Below are 21,165 nucleotides of genomic sequence, written 5' to 3' on the forward strand. Positions count from 1 at the left end.
TACCCGTTTTTGGTCAAAATGGCGAACACGAAACGAGCGCATCTTCATTTTCATGGTCTGGCAGGCAAGGAGGACAGCGATGCACCGGGAGCGTATCACTGTGACGATTGGCACATGGTTTCAAAATTCTTGTGCAATAATATTCAGAAATATGCTAATGATATCCATATGTTCCTTTTTTCTTGACAAGCGAATTGGTGTCAGATTAATAGATGCAATCATCGTGAAAAATCGGACTAAGAATCCCACTGCTGCCGGGTGAGGGGCTTCCCTTTCACCTGAGATTGACGGAGCAGCGCGAAACATCGAGCAGATTCCTTACACCCGGACATCCAATTTTGAGGAGCGGAGCAGCCGAGGCTTATCTATGAATGACGAAAAAAACAATGGTTCCGGTAAACGCATTGTAGGCGGCGTCATTTTCGTCGCGGGATTCATCATCGCCCTGATATTTGGCTGGGTGGTCTTTCCCAACCTCCTCTATTCCCAGCGGCCCCAGCCGATGGAATTCAGCCATGCAGCGCATCAGGACAGCACCTGTGAAGATTGTCATTTCTTCCGGGACGACGGGACCTATTCCGGGATTCCCAGAATTGAAAAGTGCAAGGAATGTCATGAATCCCCCATGGGGCAGACGGAAGACGAGCGGATACTCGTCGAGGAATTTATCCAGCAGGACCGGGAGATTCCCTGGCGGATCTATTCCTGGCAGCCGGACAATGTCTATTTTTCACACGCTCCGCATAAGGTCAAGGGAGTGGAATGCGTTGTTTGTCACCGGGATGTCTCCAAGGAGGAAAAGCTCCCTCCCTACAAGGAAAATCGCCTGACGGGTTACAGCATCAATACAATGAAAATGGATGTTTGTGAGAAGTGCCATGCTGAACAGGGGGCCAACAACAATTGCGGAGTCTGCCACAAATAGCCCGACCCTCCACGTCGGCTGACAGGATGGAAGCGCTCAAAACACGGCATTGACAAGAGGTTCAATGGAATGAAATTCGGTAGGAGAGCTTTTTTACAGTTTGCTGCTGGAGCGGTGGGTGGCACCCTCCTCTCACCGCTGCCCTGGAAGTTGGTTGACGACGCATCCATCTGGAGCCAGAACTGGTCCTGGCGGCCGTCTCCCGAACGGGGTCCGGTGACCCGAAAAGCCTCCGTCTGCACCTTGTGTGACGGGGGATGCGGCATTCAGGTACGGTTGGTCAACAAAAACCGGGCGATTTCAGTGGAAGGAAATCCCCGTCACCCCGTCAACGAGGGTGGGATTTGCCCGCTGGGGGCAGCCGGCGCGCAGTTTCTCTACGCTCCCTATCGTATTTCCCAGCCAATGAAGCAGAGCAAGAAGAGGGGCGACGCCACCGGGTTCAAGCCCATCAGCTGGGATGAAGCGGTGGGAGAGCTCCAGAAAAAGCTTTCAAACCTCCGAAAGGCGGAAACTCCCCACACCGTGGCAGCCATCACCGGCCATGCCCATAACAGTATGCAGGATCTCTGGCAGCAATTTTTCACGGCCTACGGCTCACAGAACCTTTTTACCATGCCCAGCCATCGTGATAGCCTCCAAGGGGCGGGCCTGCTTGCACTGGGGAGGGAAGCCCCCTTCGCGTTCGACCTGGAGCACGCCTCGTTTATCCTGAGCTTTGGGGCGGACCTCGTCGAGGGGTGGGGAAGCCCGGGCCGTATGCAGACCCTTTTCGGAAAATGGAATGCCAGTGAGGCTGAAGGTGCTGCCGTGAAGCTCGTCCAGGTGGCATCGCGATGCTCGATGACAGCTGCCAAGGCGGACCGCTGGATTCCTGTCCGTCCCGGCAGTGAAGCCGCGCTGGCCTTGGGCATGGCTCACGTCATGGTGAAGGAGAAGTTGTACGACGCCTCGTTCATGCAGGACCACGTTTTTGGATTCGAAGACTGGACGGATACAAGGGGAAAGCCCCGCCAGGGTTTCAAGAGCTTCCTCATGGCAGCGGAAAACTCCCTGGAAGCCGCGTCGCAACAGACGGGGCTCGAAGCCCCCCGCATTGTCGACCTGGCCAGGGAATTCGCCGCCCAAAACCATGCGGTGGCCGTATGGGGGGGAAGCGGGGGCAATCTTCCGGAAAATACCTATCACGATCTGGTCTTTTTCGCTCTCAACGTGCTCAAGGGAAACCTGAAGCCCGGCGGCATGCTCTCCCTGGCCGCCACAGTCCCACTGGGTGAGCTGCCTCAGATCCGGGGAGACGAAACCGCTCGAAAGGGGCTCGCCCAGAAAAGCGCCGACCAAATCGGCGATGAAAAGCCGTCTCTTACGGGCAGAAATCTTTACGCATTTTTGAGCCTGGTGGCCCAAGCCCCTCCCTACCCCATTGAAATCCTGATGATCCACGAAGCGAACCCTGCCTATGGTCTGGCCGGCAAACAGACTTTCGAAAAGGCGGTGGAGCGTGTCGGATGGATGGTCTCTTTTTCGTCCTACATGGATGAAACAGCCCTCCTGGCGGACATCATCCTTCCCAACCACGCCGCACTGGAACGTCTCGACGATGTCATCGGCCTCCCGGGGTCGCCTCTCGCCTATTATGCGGTGGCTGCTCCCGTTTTGCCGCCCCGGTTGAACACCCGCCACACGGGCGATGTGCTTTTGCAGCTGGCCAGGTCCATGGGCGGTTCCGTCGGCGAGGCGCTCCCCTGGAAGAGCCATGAAGAATTCCTGCAGGAGCGGGTGAAGGGGCTGGCGGCCGCTGAAGGCGGTGCCGTGTTCGAAGAGTCCCCCTCAGATTGGGGGAAAGTAAAAGTTGGGAGCACTCCCCATCGGAACTACACCGACGGGGCGGGTCTCTGGAAAAAGCTGTCAGCGGGGCACTGCTGGTATGACGCCCCCAGGGATCCGCTCCAGGAGATCCGGAGTGCCTCGGGAAAAATCGAACTGGCGTTTCAAACCCTCGATTCCAAAGGCTGGGCAGTGGAAAAGGACGAGCTTTACCTGCCCCGCTTCGCCCTCCAGGCGCCTTCGGGAGATCCCAAGGAATACCCGTTGCTTCTCCTTCCCTACCGAATGAGCTCCCTGTCCTATGGATATCACCCCAATCCCCCTTTCATGACCAAGACCGTTTGGGATTTCGTGTTGAAAGGCAAAGAATCCTTCGTAGAGCTGCATCCCGGGACGGCCCAGTCCATGGGCTTGAAGGAAGGGGATCGGATCATCCTCAAGACTCCGGGGGGCGAAGCCACCGTGCGGGTTCATCTCTTTCCGGGCGCACGCCCGGAAGCCGTGTATATGCCTTTGGGCCTCGGGCGCAAAGGGTATGACGCCTATATCGGCGGCAAGGGAGCCAATGTCAATTCCCTGCTGGATGTACAGGGGGACCCGTTGTCCGGACAAGGGATCGCATGGAGCGCCCGGGCTCAGTTGAAACGTCTGGGATAGGCGCAGAGTAACGTGATGAAGGGGTAAACCGTGAGTGAACAAGGGCATAAACAGGGTGCCGTACGCTTTGGAATGGTGATCGACCTGGACAAATGTACGGGCTGCATGGCATGCAGCGTGGCGTGTCAGGCGGAAAACAACATTTCATTTCGAGAAGATGAAAGCAACAAGCTACGGTCTATCAGCTGGATGGAAGTGTTCTATCTGGACAATGATCAGGACTACGCCAATTATCAATACACCTATCTTCCGCGTCCGTGCATGCACTGCGATGCACCACATCATGCACCGTGCACCTTTGTATGCCCCGTGAATGCCACAACGCGGGATGAAGAGAACGGCATTGTCGGGCACATCTATCCTCGGTGCATCGGTTGCCGATATTGTATCGTGGCTTGCCCCTACCATGCACGGGATTTCAACTGGTGGGATCCAGCCTGGCCGGAACCCATGGAAGCCATGCTCAATCCTGAGGTAAGCCCCCGCATGCGCGGCGTTGTCGAAAAGTGTACGTTCTGTCACCACCGTTTGCTCAAGGCACGCGCCAAGGCCTTCCTGGAAGAACAGGACCTCTACGAAGTCACTTACATGCCGGCCTGTGGAGAGGCCTGTCCCACCAAAGCCATCTCTTTCGGAAATCTGAACGACGCAGAATCCCAGGTGGCGAAACTTGCCAAAGATCCACGGGCCTTCAGGCTGCTGAGCAAATTGAATACGGAACCGAAGGTGTATTACCTCAGCAAGCACGAATGGGTGAGGAAGCAGGGCGATAAACACTTTCAAAATTCTAATGGGAATAAGAGGGGTTGATGATGGACAAGGCGTTGATTCCCGAAGGAGTGAAGCGGTGTCCGCTTCCTGTGTTTGGGATCTGGCTTCTGGTGCTGCTGGCTTTCATCGGTTGGGGAGTATACGCCGGAGTCGCCGTTCTGATACAGGCATTGCACCTGACGGGCTTGAACGACTATTTCGGCTTTGGACTCTACATTACCGCGGACCTGGCCATCATCGCCCTGGGGGCTGGAGCCTTTTTTTCAGGCTTTCTCTACTATGGACTTTCCAGATTATTCCCCGCTCTCAAGGAGCTGCATAAGATCATCAATCTCGCCGTCATCGTGGGATTCGTCTGCTACACGGGTGCGCTGGCCGTACTCCTTCTGGAAGTGGGGCAGCCGCTGCGGGCCTGGTTCGGCTACTGGCATGCCAACGTACATTCCATGCTGACGGAAGTGATTTTTTGTATCACCTGCTATGCCATTGTTCTGGTGATCGAGTATGTCCCCATCATCCTCAGCAACCGCAAGCTGGAGGCCATCCGTTCCGCAAGAGTCTTCGGCCACACCCTGCATGACCTCATGGCCATCTTCGCCCTCACAGGCACCTTCCTGAGCTTCTTCCACCAGGGCTCTCTCGGAGGGGTTGCGGGAGTCCTCTTTGCACGTCCTTTCGCCTATCGAACGGGTTTTTTCATCTGGCCCTGGACCTTTTTCCTTTTCATCCTTTCGGCCATTGCATCGGGCCCCGCATTCACGGCCCTCGTGTGTCGGTCCATGGAGGCCGTCACCCGTAAAAAACTCGTTGACCGAAGCGTTTATGAGCTCATCGCCAAGATCGTGGGCACTCTGCTTTCCATCTACATCGTCCTGAAGATAGTCGACACGGTCTACTGGGCGCTCTTTCAATCCCCGCAGTTCGGGTTCAACCTCGGCGATTATTACAGGGCTCCTTACGGCATGTGGCTGCTCTTTGTGGAGATCATCGTCTGTGGAGTGCTCCCCACCGCTGCGCTGCTCTATCCCCGGACTCGCCAAAGCAATATTGTCATGTTTTTGAGCTTCCTTCTGGCCTGTGTCGGGGTTACCATCAATCGCTTCGTCATGACGATCCAAGCCATTGCGGCACCGGTCATGCCTTTCGACAAATGGGAGGTCTATGTACCCACCGTCTACGAATGGGCTCCCATCATCGCCATGATCGCCTATTGCGCGTTGATACTCTCCCTCTCGTATCGCTATCTGCCGCTGTTTCCCAGGGAAAAAGAGCTCAACCCCACTTCATGATTTTGGGATTTCCAGCCTCCCCCTTTGAAAACCTTTGACAGAAACAAGAAAGAGTCCTCCTCCCGAAAGAGGGGGATTCTTTTTTGTGGGCTGTCAGCTGTTAGCCTTTAGCTGTTAGCTAAAAGCTAAAGGCTAAAGGCAACTTCACAGAAAGGGATGTCCATACTTTTTCCCGTCATGCCGGCGGTGACACCTCGTAAACGCTGACGGGAACGTCGATTCCCTTCACCTGGATTTGCCGGGGATTTTCCACGGCAATCTCGTCTTTCACCCATTCATAAGTTCGCTGCGAGATGAGGATGCCGCCCACGGGAGCATTGGATTCCAGGCGCTGAGCGAGATTGACGGCCGCCCCGAGCACCGTATAGGAAAGGCGCCGGGTGGATCCCATATTTCCCACCACCACTTCCCCCGTGTTGATGCCGATCCGTATTTGAATGGGGATACTTCCCTCCTGTTCGGATTCCCGCCCCTGCTGCCGGACCTTTTGCTGCATCTCCATGGCCGCGCGCACGCAGCGGAGCGCATGGTCGGGTTGAGGCTCGGGGTCTCCGAAAAATACCATCAGTCCATCGCCGATGTACTTGTCCACCGTGCCTCCATGCTTGAATACAATTTCCACCATCGCCTCGAAGTAATCGTTCAAGGATTTGCGTATCTGGTCCGGCGACAGGTGTGCGGAATGAGTCGTGAAGCTCTTTATGTCGCTGAAAAGAATCGTCAATTCTTTCTTTTCACCTCGATTGGATATCATTTCCGGGTGGTTCATGATCTTTTTCACCACCGAGGGAGCGAAGTAGGCTTCAAAGGATTTACGCAGAGCGAGCTTCTCCTGCTCCTCTTTGAAATAACGATAGGCTGTGATGGAGATGAGAGAGAACCCTATGAAAAAGAGCGGCCGCACCAAATGCAGCAGCACGTTCCCATACAGGAATGCGAACGCGACACCGGCAGCATAGGCCAGCGCCAGGCCCGAGCTCGAGAGGAGAAAAGACAGGGAGGAGAACCGGAGGGCGAGAGTCAGCAGGAGGACGCCAATGGCGGCCTCCAGGGGCAGCATTTCCGTGAGGGAAAACTCCTTCAGGAAGGATTCCGTCAAGAGGGTATGGATGACATTGGCATGCAAGCCGCTCAAGGGGAAATTCACATCAGCCGGAACGGGGCCGATGTCTGTCGAGCCCGTAGAGACGTCGGATACCACGACGATCTTTCCAGCCAATTCCTTTTTCCATCGCCCCATTTCGTAGGAGTCCTGGGAGGCTCGATAGACATCCGCAAAATTGTAGTGGTCCATCGCCTCCCACGGGCCGAGGATATTGATGCGCATGTTGCCCTGGGCATCGATGGGAATGGTGATGTCATGGGGTTCCGCGCCGGGTTTGCGGGCGTCCCTCAAGACAATGGCGCGACCGGGAGTGATGTGGATCCCTCCCGGAGATACGCCGAGATAGTCACAGGCCACACGGAAAGGAAGGCTGGGGTAGTAACCATCCTGAAATTTCACCAGGAGAGGCACACGGCGGAACACCCCGTCCACATCGCTCTTAATGCTGATAAAGCCCAGTCCCCGGGAGTGTCGAGCCAGGTCGATGAAGGTCGGAAGAGGCTGAGAGCCTGTAAAGAACTCTGATGCAGCGGGTTCCGACGGCACAAGCCATCGTGTCGCTCGGAGATAATCAAGGGATGCGTCGTCGAGGAGAGATTGGACCTGGGTCGAAGCGTCCGTCACGAGGCCAAAGGCAACTCCGAAGTATACATTCCCGGCCTCCTTTGTGGCACGTATCAAGGCCTCGTCATCCTGAGCGTTGGATCGCGCGGCGAAGATAAAATCGTAAGCCTGCACGGCCGTACCCATGGCCGCCAGATTCTCCATCAAGCGCGCGTAGTGGGACCGATTGAGGTAAAAATTGTTCAGGCGCAGAATCGTCGAATTGTTGAGGTCCACATGGACCACCGTTTTGTCGTAATGGGGTCGAAAGAGAGGGATGGACGACCGCAGTACGAAAAGCTGGTCGGTAGCCTGTGCATTCCAGGGCTCGAATACCGAAGGCAGGATGGAGAAACAGAGATGTGCTGAAAAGAAAGAGGCCACGATCAGTATGATCGTGACCCCGGCATTGCGTCGGCTACTGATGCTCAATGGTATAGGTCCGGGCAAGGGAGCCGCTGCAGGTGACGCTTTCCGCAAGAGCAGCGACATCAGGCTGGTTGTTTCCCTGGACTTTTTCCAGACCGCGAATGGCGCCTCCGATGGGCACAGGCCGTTCAGCGGGAGCTACCAGTTCATGGCGCTCTTTCTTGATCTCCTGGATTTCTTCGAGGATCTGCTTGATGAGCTCAGATCTCCGCGCCGCATTGGCAGACTCATACTGCCGGAACAGATCTTCTATGGAGGCCAGGCGTTTGGCCGATGCCAAGACATGAAAGGTCTCGCTTCCCACATGCTGGTCCAATTCGAACCACGCATCCCCCTGGGGGATGTAGTAGCGCTTGGCAATCTGATAATCCGTGTTCAACTGGTCCAGGTCATAGGGAAACAGCATTTTTACCCCGTCCTTGGCATTGTGGTAGATGACATAAACGAAGCAGTTGGATTCAAGCTCGACCATCATCTTGAACTGATCCCCCGTCTTCAATGTCATCTCCTCGCCCATGCGCTCGAGCTTGCGGTCGTCGCCATTGGCAAGGAGAGCGCCAAAAGCCCAGCGGAACCCTACGCCTTCCTTGCTGGGGCCGGCAGCTGCGCAGCTTCCCGATTCCACGAACAAGGCACACAACCCCAGCAGAAAAAACGACAGCCCCAGAGCCATGGGCCTTCTACGCTTTGTGTCGATCATGTGCCAACCCGATGAAAACATAACCCCTCTCCTTTCGGTTTTCGGCAGTGTCGCCAAAAACGGAGTCGAGACTTTGATGGAATTGACCTTCTTAGATGTTAAGCTTCTAAGGCTCCCGCACGAGGCGAAAACCAAGATCGTCGTTCATTCCGCCGGGCAAACCGGCCGCACGAAGGGCGCATCGCGTCCTCGCCGGTTCTCCGTGCCAGAAACCGCCGCGAATGACATGCTCCACACCGGGCTTGTCCCCGGTAAGCGCGGGATTCATCCTTTGGTGCTTCGTATAGGCGTCGGCACTGTAGGCATCGGAGCACCATTCGGCGACATTGCCCAGCATGTCGTACAATCCGAACGCATTGGGTTGAAAACTGCCCACGGGAGCCACGACGGCATAACCGTCGTCGCAGTCATGAGCGTTCTCCATGGCCCATTGACGTGTGGTGCTCTGATCTCCGACATTTTCAAAGGTGCAGGCCCGACCCGGTTCGCTGCCCCAATAACGGGCGCCGTCAGTTCCGGCCCTGCAGGCAAATTCCCATTCCGCTTCAGTGGGAAGCCGAAACTTGTACTGCCCGCCATTCTGCTCGGCAAGCCATTGCGCAAACGCCGTCCCGTCTTTCCAACTGACAAAAACGGCGGGCTGCTTATCCCCGTTGAGGGAATGTCCCTGGTAATCCCGGCTGTCATGTTTCGGCTGAAATTTCTTGAATTCCCCGTTGGTGACTTCGGTCTTACCCATCCAAAAACCGTCCACACAGACCTCGTGCACCGGGCCTTCATCCGCTTCGCGTCCGATCTCCGTCTGAGGGCTCCCCATGAGGTAGCAGCCACCGGGCACCCAGACAAATTCCATTCCGGTGACCGGCTCCTTCCAGGTTTTCAGAGCAGGGCGGACGGGGGTCTCGCTGCGGGGGGCCGGCGGCAGAGGCACAGGTGCATTGCGTTCGGCAGTGTATACAGGCGTTTCTCCCCCGGCGGGCATCTTGAAGTAAAAATCACCCTCCAGGGACGACGATTCCCAGGGAACCTGCTTCCCCTCCGTGGATTCTCGAACGGCAGAGCGCACCTGCTTGAATACGTCTTCGATCTTGAGGCCGGGCTGCTGCATCACCCTGATGAGCTCACCGGTATACACTCCATGTTCCTGCGGACCGTCATTGGCCACGGAACCGGGAGCCGTGGCATAGGCGATGAGCGTCCCCGTGGGAGCGTTCACAGAGGCCAGGCCCAGCGCCTGGGAACGGAAGCTCCTGGAAAAGGGATTGTCGCGGCAGGCATCCAGAATCACGATATTCAGCCGGTTGCGGGCGTAGTCCATTTCCGTCAGGACCGACCCGACGTCCACGGCCTCGTATTCCACCTGTTTTTCGTGCTCGATGTTGGCGGCAACGGGAATCAGGTAGTTGCGGCCGTTCACCTGCATCCCGTGCCCGGCGAAATAGAAGAGCCCCACCCCGCCTTTGAGAATCTTTTGACCAAAGGCCTGAATTTCGCGCTTCATATCCTTCTGATTGATATTTTCGCGCTCGATGACTTCGAAGCCGAGCTCGCTCAACGCCTTTCCCATCGCACGGGCATCATTGATGGGATTTCTCAGGGGAGCGGTTTCATAAGCACCGTTCCCGATGACAAGAGCGACACGTTGTTCCGAATTCATAGGAGGGGATACGCTTCGCTGCTTCACGACGATACCCCGGTCTTGAGCCTGAACCTGCCCCCATCCCCACAGAATGATAAAGAAACATACCAGGAGATTTCTCATGATGGAGTGCTGCATATTTTCCCTTGTGAACCTCCGGAATCCAATGAAAAAAGGGAGTATCCCCCAAAAGGCTCAACTCCCCCACTCGGATCATTCTGATTTTCCGTTGGCAGGGGGTGCAGCTCCTGAACCCTGAGAGACAGAAAATTCCCCACGCCAACCTCTTGAGAGGCCATGTGAAATCTTTGAACACCAGGATTACGCAACCAGATCCAAAGTCGCTTCAAAAACGACTCCAAATATGCTGTCCAAGAGAGCATCACTGACGAAACCCTCCCCCTGCTAAGCCGGAAGCGGTCATATCATTTTTGCCAGGCTTTGGCAAAAGATTTTGAACGGGCGCCCGTAAGCTCCAGGATTGCGGAACCCCCGATCCATATCCATAAGAAAGGCAACTCCGAAAACAATAGGATTATATTCCTGCACACCTTACAAAAAAAGGCAATTCGGATGATCCGAACACGTGCCGGCACAGCATCACCCATCCGGCTGCATGCGCTGACATTCAGTTGCTCCGTGACGATATGCCTTGCTTCATTGGGTTGAGAGAACTACCATGGGTGGACAGTCTTGAGAGGGAATGGTTAAAATAGATGAAAAAGGAATCGAAAAAGAGAAAGGAGGTATTCCATGAATAGAATAACGACCATTAAAACCGGTGCTATATTTTCAGCCGCATTGTTTCTTCTTTCCGCATGCTCGGGCATGAGCTCGACCCAGCAGCGAATGCTGAGCGGCGGAGCGATTGGAGCAGGGACAGGAGCGGCTGTCGGTGCCATTACAGGGGGATCTGCCGCCACAGGAGCCGCCATCGGTGGCGCTGCAGGCGTAGCCGGAGGTTACCTTTACGATAAGAGCAAAAAATAGAGCATCCGGACCCCCTCAAGACACGTGGTGGGCTCATCGTTTCGTTCAAGCGGTAGCACATTGAGCACACTGGAACGTGAGCCGGCGCCAAGGAACAAAAGATTGGTTGCAGGTGGTATACAGTTTGAGGTCACAACCGTGAAAATCATCTGCAACCCATCGATGCTGCCGCCATGGGGAAATGAAACCTGGGAGTCGCCCTTGTGAAAAAACGATGGCGGCTCCCAGGCTCTTTTAGGAATTTGCTTCGGAAACGCTAACTGGTCGGCCGAAATATGACCCTCCGTCAGCTGCCGGTATCGGTCCATTCCCGGGAAGATTCCACGTGGTAATCCAGTGATCGGATACGGTAGGTCTCTCCGTGTCGGGTCAATACGAGATGGAGAGCTCCCGCGGATTCCGTGTGAGTCTTGTCCTCCTGCACCGATTCCAGCACAAATCTTCCTTTGACGTCCGCACTCTCTCCCGCCGCAGGGGTCAAACTCAGAACCTTGACGGAGTATCTCAATTTTTCAGCTTTCTGAAAATTGCTTTGATAGACAGAACGCAGTGCGGCAAAGGACTCACCATTCTCCAGAGCATCTCCCTCAAACAAGCCTTCCAAAGCCTTCAGGTTTCTTTGTTCGTAAACTCTCGTGTAGCGATTCAGAAATGCCTGGACTTCCCGGAGATTGGGAACATCCTTTTGGGCAGGCTCGACGTGGCTCTGCACTTCGGCCGTGGTATCCTCTCGGGCAGCCTGGGAGGACTCCGCCCTGGCTGCACGACTGACAGGCGGGCGAGGCTCTGCCTTCGCCTCTTGAGTCGTTTCCGTATGATAATCGAGCTTTCGCACGCGATAGTCGTCATGGTAACGGGTCAGAAAAAACCGAATAGGACCTTGAAATCCTTTCTTGCCTCTTCCCGAGTCACCTGTTTCCAAAGAGAATCTTCCGGACACCTCTATCCCTTCATCCGTTGTCCGCGATTGGATGTTTTGAATATCATATTTAATTTTCCTGGCTTTTTTGAAGCTCTCCCGGTAGGACGGCAGTTGCTGAAGGAATGGTTCACCATTTTCCTCGGCGTCCGCAGTAAAGAAAGATTTCAGCGCATCGAGATCCTTACTTTCGTACGCGCGCGTGTAGCGATCCAGGAATGCTGCGATTTTTTCTTGGGGCTCGGGGGGAAGAGCTGGTTTGGTCTGCTGGCCGGCCTCCGAGGAGGCCGGGGCGCCGGGAGGAGCTTGAAGGACCGCTGCCGGAGGATCGGAACTTTTGGAGGCAGCAGCTATACCGCAGGCTTCCGCAATGCGGGCATTTCCAGAAGGTTTTGACTGTATGAGACCCTTTTTCATTCCAGCATCCTTGAGACCCTGATCTTTTTCCGCTGCTTTTTCCCTGCCCATGGTGGGCTGAAGGGGTTTTTCGGCAGGCTTTTCCGGCGATTGAGGCGCTGAAGACTGCAGGAGCTCCCTATCGACTTTGGGGTGCGATTCGAGAAGGTCAAGAGGAGCATCCCCGCGTGCTCCCCCCTGCGGTTTCTCCGTCGCCGTCCTGTCCGGAGTTTTCGATGTCGGAGGATGGAGCTCTTCCATCTGTGGCGATGGGAAGGCGAGGATCTTTTCGGCTGAAGCCAGCAGGGATTGCGGCTTCTCGTTTCCAGTTGGGGTCGGCGCTGCCGCCCCCAACTGCATCGGGGCGGAAGAATGAGCTCCGACGGCATTTAAGGATGAGGACCCCTTCCCTGGTTCGAAGAGCAAGTCTCCAAAATAGGAAACGACAGCGAAACCCACCGCCATGAATGCAGCGGCAATCAACCGAGGTCTCCAGATGCCGCCATGAAACCAGTTGGCAAGGGTTGAGGCCGTTCTTTTCTCGGAGGAGATCTTCGGGGCCTTCCCCTTCCCTTCCAACGACTCCAGATCGTAGGTGCTCCGTGACTCCACTTGGCTCAACACTTCATAAGCCCTGCGGACGAGCTGGAAATGCTCTTCGGCGCTTTTCACCCCGGCTTTCAGTTGCGGCTCCAGCAAACGACTCAAGTGCCGATAAGCCTTTTCAATCTCCTGTCCCGTGGCATTCCTCTCCACCAGGAGGACTTCGTAATGATCCAGTTCATTCTCGATGAGTTTGTAGGTGCTCCGTGCTGGGGCATTATTCATAAGGTGCTCATGGGGCCTGCCGGCCCGGATCGGTCCAGGAGGATCCCCTGGACGGGTCAACTATTTGACTATCTCTCATAGACTTCCTCTCCACCTCCTGATGATGCAAAAACATCGCCACTCGTAAAAACGCTGTCCCGCCCGTTTCAGCATTTCATGGCAAGTGCGGAATGAAGACAGGAAAAGGAGAGGCGGACAAGCGGTCCAGGTTCACCGGATACGGCCGCCTCAGGCATGGATCTCCATGGCTTCCCCATTCGCGGGTTGAAGGGGCCGGAAAGATCATGTATTGATACCCTCGTTTATACAACGCAAGACACGGGGCAGGACGGGTAGTATTCTCGAGACAGCAGCAGGGAATTTGCAGACATGGAAAAGACCTTTCACCTATTGGCTGGTCACTTCATTGACGGAACAGGATGTTCCATCAAAAAACAGGTCCTTTTATCGGTACGCGACGGATCCATTCTGTCGTTGGAAGAGCTGCGACCGGGCGATATTGAAGGTCTTGGAAAGATCCCTTTCCTCGACTTTTCCGACTGCACCGTTTTGCCCGGACTGGTGGATGCGCATGTCCACCTCACCATGTCGGGAACAGTAGATCCACGGCTGCGGGAGCACCAGCTCGATTTCAGCTATGAAGAAGCGGAACAGGCGATTTCTAAACACCTTTTTCAGCATTTGTCCCATGGAGTGGTAGCCGTGAGAGACGGTGGGGACGCCTCAGGATATAGCCTGCGCTACAAGCTTGCGGGGACATCTCCTTCGCCCGCCCCCGTCCGATACAGGGTGGCAGGGAAGGCATGGCATGCCCCTGGGCGCTATGGTCGCCTCATCGGGCGGAGCCCTGAAAAGGGAAGGACATTGGCTGAATCCATCACGCAGGAGCCTGTCGGTCCCGATCACATCAAAATAGTCAATTCAGGTTTGAACAGCCTGAAGCAGTTTGGAAAGATGACTCCCCCCCAGTTCGGCAGCGCAGAGCTGAAGGCAGCCATCGCTGCCGGCCTCCGGCGCGGATGGAAAACGATGGTCCACGCCAACGGTGACCTTCCCGTGGCACAGGCCCTGGATGCGGGTTGTCATTCCATCGAGCACGGTTTTTTCATGGGACGGAGCAATCTCGAGAGGATACGCGACTTGAGGGTTTACTGGACGCCTACGGCCTGCACCATGAAAGCCTATTGGGAACAGCTTCCGTCAGATGGGGTCGAAGTCGACATTTCCCGGCGAAACCTGGACCACCAAATGGAACAGATCTCTTACGCTCTCAGGATAGGAGCTCCCCTCACCGTGGGAACAGACAGTGGAGGGTTGGGACTGCATCACGGAGCTTCCATCATCGAGGAGCTCAAGTTGTTCGTGTCTGCCGGCTTTTCGCTGGAGGGAGCGATTCAGTGTGCCAGCTCCAATGGAGCTCAGCTTCTGGGACTCGACAAGACTCTCGGGACCCTGCGCCCGGGGCTCGGTGCCACCTTCCTCGTGGTCAAAGGCGCCCCGTCCAGCCTGCTGACGACATTGCAGCATCCTGTCGGCGTTTATGTGGACGGTGTGCCTTCGGTTGAAAACCTGCCGGACCCATGCGATTGTACCGTTTGAATGGTGATCGGCACTTCGCTGTCGCGCGCCGGGAAGGAAAGGGGTGAACCCTGTCCTCATCACGGTTTTTGCATATTGATCCTTTTCCATCGGGAGGGAATCTGCTATAGATTCAACTTAAGTTTAGACGTGCAGGGCTTTTCAACTGCTATCCCCATGATTATTGTCAGCGTTTGTGTATTCACGGCACGAACGCCCGCACACCCACAGGAGCCCTGGCACAAAGACTGAAACTGGAAATTGTTTCATGCCTTGAGGGGATAAGGTACCGGCGGCATCCATGAGCGCTTCCGACAGGGAACGCGACTCATGCTGGCGAAAATTCCCCTCGTATTTTTATGGCAGACCAACGTTTCTCGAGAATTCGCATTTTATTTAAGGAGGCTTGTCTCTTGAGTCCGTTTTATAAGAATTTAGCCCTTTGGTTGGTCATCAGCCTCATGGTGGTTCTGCTCTTCAACTTGTTTCATCAACCCCAGCACGCAAGCAGTGAAGCTACCTACAGTCAGTTTCTCGCGGCCGTTCAAAAGGGCGAAGTCTCTCAGGTCATCATTCAGGGAGATCATATCCTTGGGACATACAACAAAGACGGGAAGACTTTCAGAACATTCATGCCCCGTGATTCCGACCTCATTCGCACCTTGAGAGAGCACGGCGTCGATATCCAGGCCAAACCGGAAGAAGAATCTCCCTGGTACATGACGATCCTGATCAGCTGGTTTCCCATGCTCCTTCTGATCGGAGTGTGGATTTTCTTCATGCGCCAAATGCAAATGGGCGGGGGGAAAGCCATGAGCTTCGGGAAAAGCCGTGCAAGATTGCTCAATGAAACCGCTAAGAAGATCATGTTTGACGATGTGGCCGGCGTGGACGAGGCCAAGGAGGAGCTCCAGGAGATCGTGGAGTTTTTGAAAGACCCCAAGAAGTTCACCCGCCTGGGAGGTCGAATCCCCAAGGGAGTCCTCCTGGTGGGAGCGCCCGGAACGGGAAAAACTCTCCTGGCCCGGGCCATCGCGGGTGAAGCGGGCGTTCCTTTCTTCACCATCAGCGGCTCGGATTTTGTCGAGATGTTTGTGGGCGTTGGAGCATCCCGCGTGCGGGATCTTTTCATGCAGGGCAAGAAGAATGCTCCCTGTATCATTTTCATCGATGAAATCGACGCAGTGGGTCGTCATCGCGGTGCGGGACTCGGTGGAGGTCACGACGAACGGGAACAGACCCTCAACCAGCTCCTGGTGGAAATGGACGGCTTCGAATCCAACGAGGGAGTTATTCTCATTGCTGCCACGAACCGCCCCGACGTTCTGGACCCAGCCCTCTTGAGGCCGGGACGCTTCGACCGGCAGGTCGTGGTTCCCGTACCGGACATTCGCGGCCGAATTGGGATCTTGAAAGTCCACATGCAAAAGAAGCCTCTCGCTCCCGACGTCGACACCAAAACCCTTGCCAAGGGGACGCCCGGGTTCTCCGGTGCAGACCTGGAGAATCTCGTCAATGAGGCAGCGCTGCTTGCGGCTCGGAAGAACAAGGACCAGATCGACATGTCGGATTTCGAGTCTGCCAAGGACAAGGTCATGATGGGACTTGAGCGCAAGAGCATGATCCTGAGTGAAGAAGAAAAGCGCACAACGGCATTTCATGAGGCGGGTCATGCTTTGGTGGCGAGGCTCCTGCCCAATGCCGATCCCCTGCACAAGGTCACCATCATTCCCCGGGGAAGGGCGCTCGGGTTGACGCAGCAATTGCCCCAGGACGATCGACACACTTACTCCCGAGACTACCTGCTGGATACCATCGCCATTCTCATGGGAGGGCGCGTGGCCGAAGAGGTGGTTTTGAACCAGCGCACCACCGGGGCGTCCAACGATATCGAGCGTGCGACCCAGATGGCGCGGCGCATGGTGTGCGAATGGGGTATGAGCGAAGTCCTGGGCCCCTTGAGCTTCGGCAAGCGGGAGGAACAGGTTTTCCTGGGACGGGACATCGCCCAGCACCGGGATTACAGTGAGACCACCGCAGTCCAGATCGACAAGGAAGTCCGAGGCATCGTCGAAACAAACTACCAGCGGGCCAGGGACATTCTCAACGGCAACATGGATGTTCTGGTAGCAATTGCTGAAGCGCTCCTGGAGAGGGAAACGCTGGATCTTCGGGATATGGATAAGATCATCGAGGAAACCAAACCGGAACTGCTGGTGCAATTTCCGGCGAAACCCGAGCCTTCCGAGCCCCAGCTCCCGTCCGACGATTCCGTGGCTCCATCCGAGCCCGCATTGCGGAGGTCTCCAGAGACGGGAGAAAGCACCGAAAAAGAGGATGCCTCCAATGCCGGTGGCGAGCCGCCACAGACTTCGGAGAAATAAGTCCATGAGCGTCTTTCCGCGCAGGCATTACACACTCCGAATGCAATCGGGAGGTCTGGAACTGGGGCGCCGCACGCTGGTCATGGGAATCCTCAATGTGACCCCGGATTCGTTTTCCGACGGAGGCAGGTACCTCAGCCGCCAGGCAGCCGTCCAGCGGGCTCTCGACCTGGTCGTGGCAGGGGCCGACATCCTCGACATCGGGGGGGAGTCCACGCGGCCCAATTCCGATCCTGTCGCTCCGGATGAGCAGTTGGAACGTGTCCTTCCAGTCATCGAGGCTGTACGCGAAAGCAGCGATATTCCCATCTCCATCGACACCACCTCCGGTGAGGTGGCCCGGAAGGCCCTCGACGCGGGGGCCAACATCATCAACGATGTCAGCTCACTGCAGTTCGATGAGGAAATGGCCGGAGTTGCGGCCGATTCCGGCGTACCCCTCATCCTCATGCATATGCAGGGCAAGCCCAAGACCATGCAGGTCTCTCCGACTTATGCCTCTCTTTTCTCGGAAGTCATTGCATTTCTCGAGGAGCGCATCGCCTTTGCCACCCGCAACGGCATTCAGCGTACCCAGATCATCGTCGACCCCGGGATCGGCTTCGGAAAAAACATCCATCACAACCTTCTGCTCATCCGGGATTTGGAACTGCTTCGCTGCCTTGACCGTCCCATTCTTCTGGCCGCATCCCGCAAACGGTTTATCGGAACGATCCTGGACCGTTCGGAAGAGGACCGGGAGGTAGGCACAGCTGTCGTCAACAGTTTTGGGATTGCCGCAGGGGCTCACATCATTCGTGCCCATGACGTGGAGATCCACAAGCAGGTAGCCGTCATGAGTGACGCCCTTCGAGAGGCTGTCTGACGACATTTTCTTCGGCTGTACAGGTGATGGCCCCGGCTCCGGTCAGGAGGAGAATCAGGAAGTCAGAGATTCCCTGATTCAGGCTGTGGATCTGTGGGACGGGTTTTTATCTATCGTTTTTGAGGAGCATATTGATGGGGAAGCTTTTTGGGACGGACGGCATCAGGGGTGTGGCAAACGAATGGCCCATGACGACAGATCTCGCCATGAAGGTCGGTTTCAGCACGGCTCATGTATTCAAGAGCACCCGAAAGCGTCCCAAGATCATCATTGGCAAAGACACGCGTCTTTCGGGCTACATGATTGAAAACGCCATAACGGCAGGCATTTGTTCCATGGGGGTGGATGTGCTTTTGGTGGGACCCCTCCCCACACCCGGAATCGCCTTCATCACCACCAGTATGCGAGCGGATGCGGGTATCGTCATATCCGCATCGCACAATCCATTCGAATACAACGGCATTAAGATTTTCGCCGCCGATGGTTTTAAACTCCCCGACGAAACGGAAAGCCACATCGAGGAATTGATCCTGAGTGGAGAAATAGAACGGCTTCCCCGCCCCTCGGCATCGGAAATCGGTCGTGCCCGAAGGATCGATGACGCACAGGGACGCTACATCGTTTACCTCAAATCCACCTTCCCCAGAGATCTCTCCATGGATGGGTTGAAACTGGTCATCGACTGCGCCCATGGAGCATCCTACCGCGTAGCCCCTACGGTGTTCGAGGAGCTGGGTGCGGAAGTGATCGTCGTGGGAAGCAATCCCAACGGCGTGAACATCAATCAGGACAGGGGATCTCTGCATCCGGAGTACATGGCGGCTCTCGTTCGTGAGCATGGGGCCAACGCCGGACTGGCCTTCGATGGAGATGCAGACCGGGTCATCGTAGCCGATGAAAAAGGCGAAATCCTGGACGGGGATCAGCTCATGGCCATTTGCGCCAGCCACTATCTGAAAACGGATGCCCTCAAGGGAAAGACCCTGGTGGCCACCGTCATGAGCAATCTGGGGCTGGAGGTCGCCCTGCGCCGCCAGGGTGGATGCCTGCTCAGAACGCCGGTGGGCGATCGATATGTTGTAGAGCGCATGAGGCAGCTCGATTGCAACCTGGGTGGAGAGCAATCGGGACACCTGGTTTTCCTCGACTGCAGTACGACAGGTGACGGCATTCTCTCGGCGCTTCAGATCCTGGCCGTCATGCTCCGCGAAGGACGCCCCCTTTCGGAGCTCAAAAGGATTATGCAGCGTTATCCCCAAACGCTTGTCAATGTCTCTGTCAGCCGAAGACGATCCATCGAGGAAATCCCCGAACTGGTGCGCCTGCAGGAAGGCTTGGAGCAGCGCCTGGGAGAGGAAGGACGGTTGGTGATTCGCCCTTCAGGTACGGAGCCCGTGATTCGCATCATGGTGGAAGGGTCCGATTCCAAGCTCATACGGGAAATTGCCGAGGAGATGGCCGAGAGCATCAAAAAGCACATGAGCGGCGATCCACTTTAAGCCGGCACGCAGTATCCACCCCCCTGAAATCCACAGTGAGGAAAAACGCATGCTTCTGGCCATGGACATCGGCAACACCAACACGGTTTTGGGACTCTTCAAGGATGATCAGCTCATCGACGAGTGGCGCATCCGGACGGATGTCAACACAACGGTGGATGAATACGGCATCGCCATCCGCAGTCTCTTCGCAGCCCATGCGCATCCCATCGAAGAGGTTCGCCATGTGATCATCTCCTGCGTCGTCCCCCCGGTGCTCAATGCCCTGGAACGGTTTTGCAGCAAGTACTTCAACATCGCCCCCATCATCGTGGGGCCGGGAATTCGCACGGGAATGCCCATATTTTACGACAACCCCAAGGAAGTGGGGGCCGACCGCATCGTCAATGCGATTGCGGCCTATGAGCTCTACAAGAAAGCCCTCATTGTCGTAGACTTCGGAACGGCCACAACTTTTGATTACGTTTCGGATCGCGGGGAATATATGGGGGGAGTCATCAGTCCGGGGATCATGATCTCTTGCGAAGCCCTCTTCTTCAAAACCTCCAAGCTGCCCCGCGTGGAAATATTCGCCAGGCCCCGCTCCGTACTGGGGAAGACCACCATCACCTCCATGAACGCAGGAATTGTGTATGGATATGCAGGCCTCGTGGAAGGCATCATCAACAGGATGAAGCGCGAAGTCAATGCCGACATCAAAGTGGTGGCCACGGGAGGATTGGCCCTGCTGATCGCCAGCGAATGCCCCGCCATTGACGAAGTGGATGATCATCTGACTCTGAGGGGCCTCCGGATCATTTTCGAACGGAACCGCAAGGACCAATGATTTTTCGCCCCCTCGAACCCGGTGATCGCATCGCCCTCGTGGCGCCTTCGAGCCCCTTTGACACAGACAAATTCCATCGGGCATGCCGTTTGATCGAGGAATCAGGCTTTCACGTCATCCCTGGGAAGCATGTTTACCACAAACGCGGCTACCTCGTGGGGACTGAGGCGGACCGTGCGGAGGACCTCATAGGAGCCGTCACCGATCCGACGGTAGCCGCCATCATCGGCATCCGCGGAGGATACGGGAGTGGTCGGCTGCTTCCCTGGCTGCCTTTTTCGACCCTCAAGAAATGCCCCAAAATATTTCTGGGCCACAGCGATATCACTTTCCTTCACCTGGCCTTTCAGTCCCAGATGCAGTGGGTGACCTTCCATGGCCCCAATCTCGTGGATCTCGACACGGTACCGGAACGCTGGGAGAATGTCCTGCGGTCCCTCACAGGAGAAAATGATTTTTCATGGGACATCAACCAATTCCAGGTCCTCCGATGCGGTCGGGCCAGTGGTCCCCTCACGGGAGGAAACCTCACGTGCCTCACCCATCTCATCGGCACCCCCTATTTACCCGACCTGACGGGAGCTTTGCTCCTCGTGGAGGACTGCAATGAAGCCCTCTACCGCCTGGACCGTCTCCTGCTTCACCTGAGACTGGCCGGAATACTGGAGCGTCTGGGAGGATTGATTCTCGGACGTTTCCAGGGATGCGGCGATTCCGACAAGATTTGGGAAATGGTCATGGAAGCCACGAAACCCTTCGGGTTTCCTGTCATCGCCAATCTCCCGTTCGGGCACACCCTGGAAAATCAGGTGATTCCTTTCGGTCTGGCTTTCACCCTCGACACACACGCCGGCTCCTTCCATCCATTGCGGCTCCCCTTTTCCAGAGCATTGCCCAAAAACAACCCTGCGGGAGAGCAGTGAGGGAAAGTCGGC

15 protein-coding genes are annotated in these 21,165 nt (G+C 56.0%); 11 read left to right on the plus strand and 4 right to left on the minus strand.

What is annotated here, in order from left to right; all coding sequences use genetic code 11:
* Positions 1-367 precede the first annotated feature (367 nt).
* From qrcA to qrcD, 4 genes are all read left to right on the plus strand, one after another.
* The gene (gene qrcA, locus MWC30_RS10780; RefSeq protein ID WP_244084183.1) at positions 368-925 is read left to right on the plus strand and encodes a menaquinone reductase multiheme cytochrome c subunit QrcA; all 558 of its coding nucleotides are present in this window, start codon (positions 368-370) and stop codon (positions 923-925) included.
* Between the two features lie 69 nt (positions 926-994).
* Positions 995-3,409: a molybdopterin-dependent oxidoreductase gene (locus MWC30_RS10785; protein WP_244084184.1), complete on the plus strand. Its 2,415-nt coding sequence runs from the start codon at positions 995-997 to the stop codon at positions 3,407-3,409.
* Between the two features lie 30 nt (positions 3,410-3,439).
* Complete coding sequence (qrcC, locus tag MWC30_RS10790) at positions 3,440-4,219, plus strand: menaquinone reductase iron-sulfur cluster-binding subunit QrcC (RefSeq protein ID WP_244084185.1); 780 nt, start codon at positions 3,440-3,442, stop codon at positions 4,217-4,219.
* A gap of 2 nt (positions 4,220-4,221) precedes the next feature.
* Positions 4,222-5,469 (plus strand): menaquinone reductase integral membrane subunit QrcD, encoded by a 1,248-nt coding sequence (qrcD, locus tag MWC30_RS10795; RefSeq protein WP_368860837.1) that lies wholly within the window; start codon positions 4,222-4,224, stop codon positions 5,467-5,469.
* A gap of 175 nt (positions 5,470-5,644) precedes the next feature.
* On the opposite strand, the gene MWC30_RS10800 is transcribed toward qrcD, so the two are convergent.
* The 3 genes from MWC30_RS10800 to MWC30_RS10810 all read right to left on the minus strand — a co-directional run bounded on the left by MWC30_RS10800 (position 5,645) and on the right by MWC30_RS10810 (position 10,083).
* The gene (locus MWC30_RS10800; RefSeq protein ID WP_244084187.1) at positions 5,645-7,609 is read right to left on the minus strand and encodes an adenylate/guanylate cyclase domain-containing protein; all 1,965 of its coding nucleotides are present in this window, start codon (positions 7,607-7,609) and stop codon (positions 5,645-5,647) included.
* On the minus strand, positions 7,596-8,327 hold the full coding sequence (locus MWC30_RS10805; protein WP_244084188.1) for a DUF4384 domain-containing protein: 732 nt from the start codon (positions 8,325-8,327) through the stop codon (positions 7,596-7,598). Before MWC30_RS10805 ends, MWC30_RS10800 begins: the two co-directional genes overlap by 14 nt.
* Positions 8,328-8,412: 85 nt before the next feature.
* Positions 8,413-10,083: an SUMF1/EgtB/PvdO family nonheme iron enzyme gene (locus MWC30_RS10810; protein WP_244084189.1), complete on the minus strand. Its 1,671-nt coding sequence runs from the start codon at positions 10,081-10,083 to the stop codon at positions 8,413-8,415.
* A gap of 615 nt (positions 10,084-10,698) precedes the next feature.
* Between MWC30_RS10810 and MWC30_RS10815 the strand changes: the two genes are divergently transcribed.
* Positions 10,699-10,935, plus strand: a complete 237-nt coding sequence (locus MWC30_RS10815) for a YMGG-like glycine zipper-containing protein (RefSeq protein ID WP_244084190.1) — start codon at positions 10,699-10,701, stop codon at positions 10,933-10,935.
* A 286-nt stretch (positions 10,936-11,221) separates the two neighbouring features.
* Here the strand turns inward: MWC30_RS10815 and MWC30_RS10820 are convergent, their stop codons facing one another.
* Positions 11,222-13,078 (minus strand): J domain-containing protein, encoded by a 1,857-nt coding sequence (locus MWC30_RS10820; RefSeq protein ID WP_244084191.1) that lies wholly within the window; start codon positions 13,076-13,078, stop codon positions 11,222-11,224.
* Between the two features lie 369 nt (positions 13,079-13,447).
* Between MWC30_RS10820 and MWC30_RS10825 the strand changes: the two genes are divergently transcribed.
* The 6 genes from MWC30_RS10825 (at position 13,448) to MWC30_RS10850 (ending at position 21,153) form a co-directional block, all read left to right on the plus strand.
* The gene (locus MWC30_RS10825) at positions 13,448-14,677 is read left to right on the plus strand and encodes an amidohydrolase family protein (protein ID WP_244084192.1); all 1,230 of its coding nucleotides are present in this window, start codon (positions 13,448-13,450) and stop codon (positions 14,675-14,677) included.
* Positions 14,678-15,069: 392 nt separating this feature from the next.
* Positions 15,070-17,040 carry an ATP-dependent zinc metalloprotease FtsH gene (ftsH, locus tag MWC30_RS10830; RefSeq protein ID WP_256461244.1) on the plus strand — a complete coding sequence of 657 codons (1,971 nt, stop codon included), beginning with the start codon at positions 15,070-15,072 and terminating at the stop codon, positions 17,038-17,040.
* 4 nt (positions 17,041-17,044) lie between these two features.
* Positions 17,045-17,905: a dihydropteroate synthase gene (gene folP, locus MWC30_RS10835; protein WP_244084193.1), complete on the plus strand. Its 861-nt coding sequence runs from the start codon at positions 17,045-17,047 to the stop codon at positions 17,903-17,905.
* Between the two features lie 134 nt (positions 17,906-18,039).
* Positions 18,040-19,404, plus strand: a complete 1,365-nt coding sequence (gene glmM / locus MWC30_RS10840; protein ID WP_244084194.1) for a phosphoglucosamine mutase — start codon at positions 18,040-18,042, stop codon at positions 19,402-19,404.
* A 49-nt stretch (positions 19,405-19,453) separates the two neighbouring features.
* Entirely contained in the window at positions 19,454-20,230 is a 777-nt protein-coding gene (locus MWC30_RS10845; protein WP_244084195.1) for a type III pantothenate kinase, read from the plus strand.
* Complete coding sequence (locus MWC30_RS10850) at positions 20,227-21,153, plus strand: LD-carboxypeptidase (RefSeq protein ID WP_244084196.1); 927 nt, start codon at positions 20,227-20,229, stop codon at positions 21,151-21,153. Before MWC30_RS10845 ends, MWC30_RS10850 begins: the two co-directional genes overlap by 4 nt.
* Positions 21,154-21,165: the final 12 nt, after the last annotated feature.

The organism is Desulforhabdus sp. TSK, from assembly GCF_022836495.1.
Classification (GTDB): domain Bacteria; phylum Desulfobacterota; class Syntrophobacteria; order Syntrophobacterales; family Syntrophobacteraceae; genus Desulforhabdus.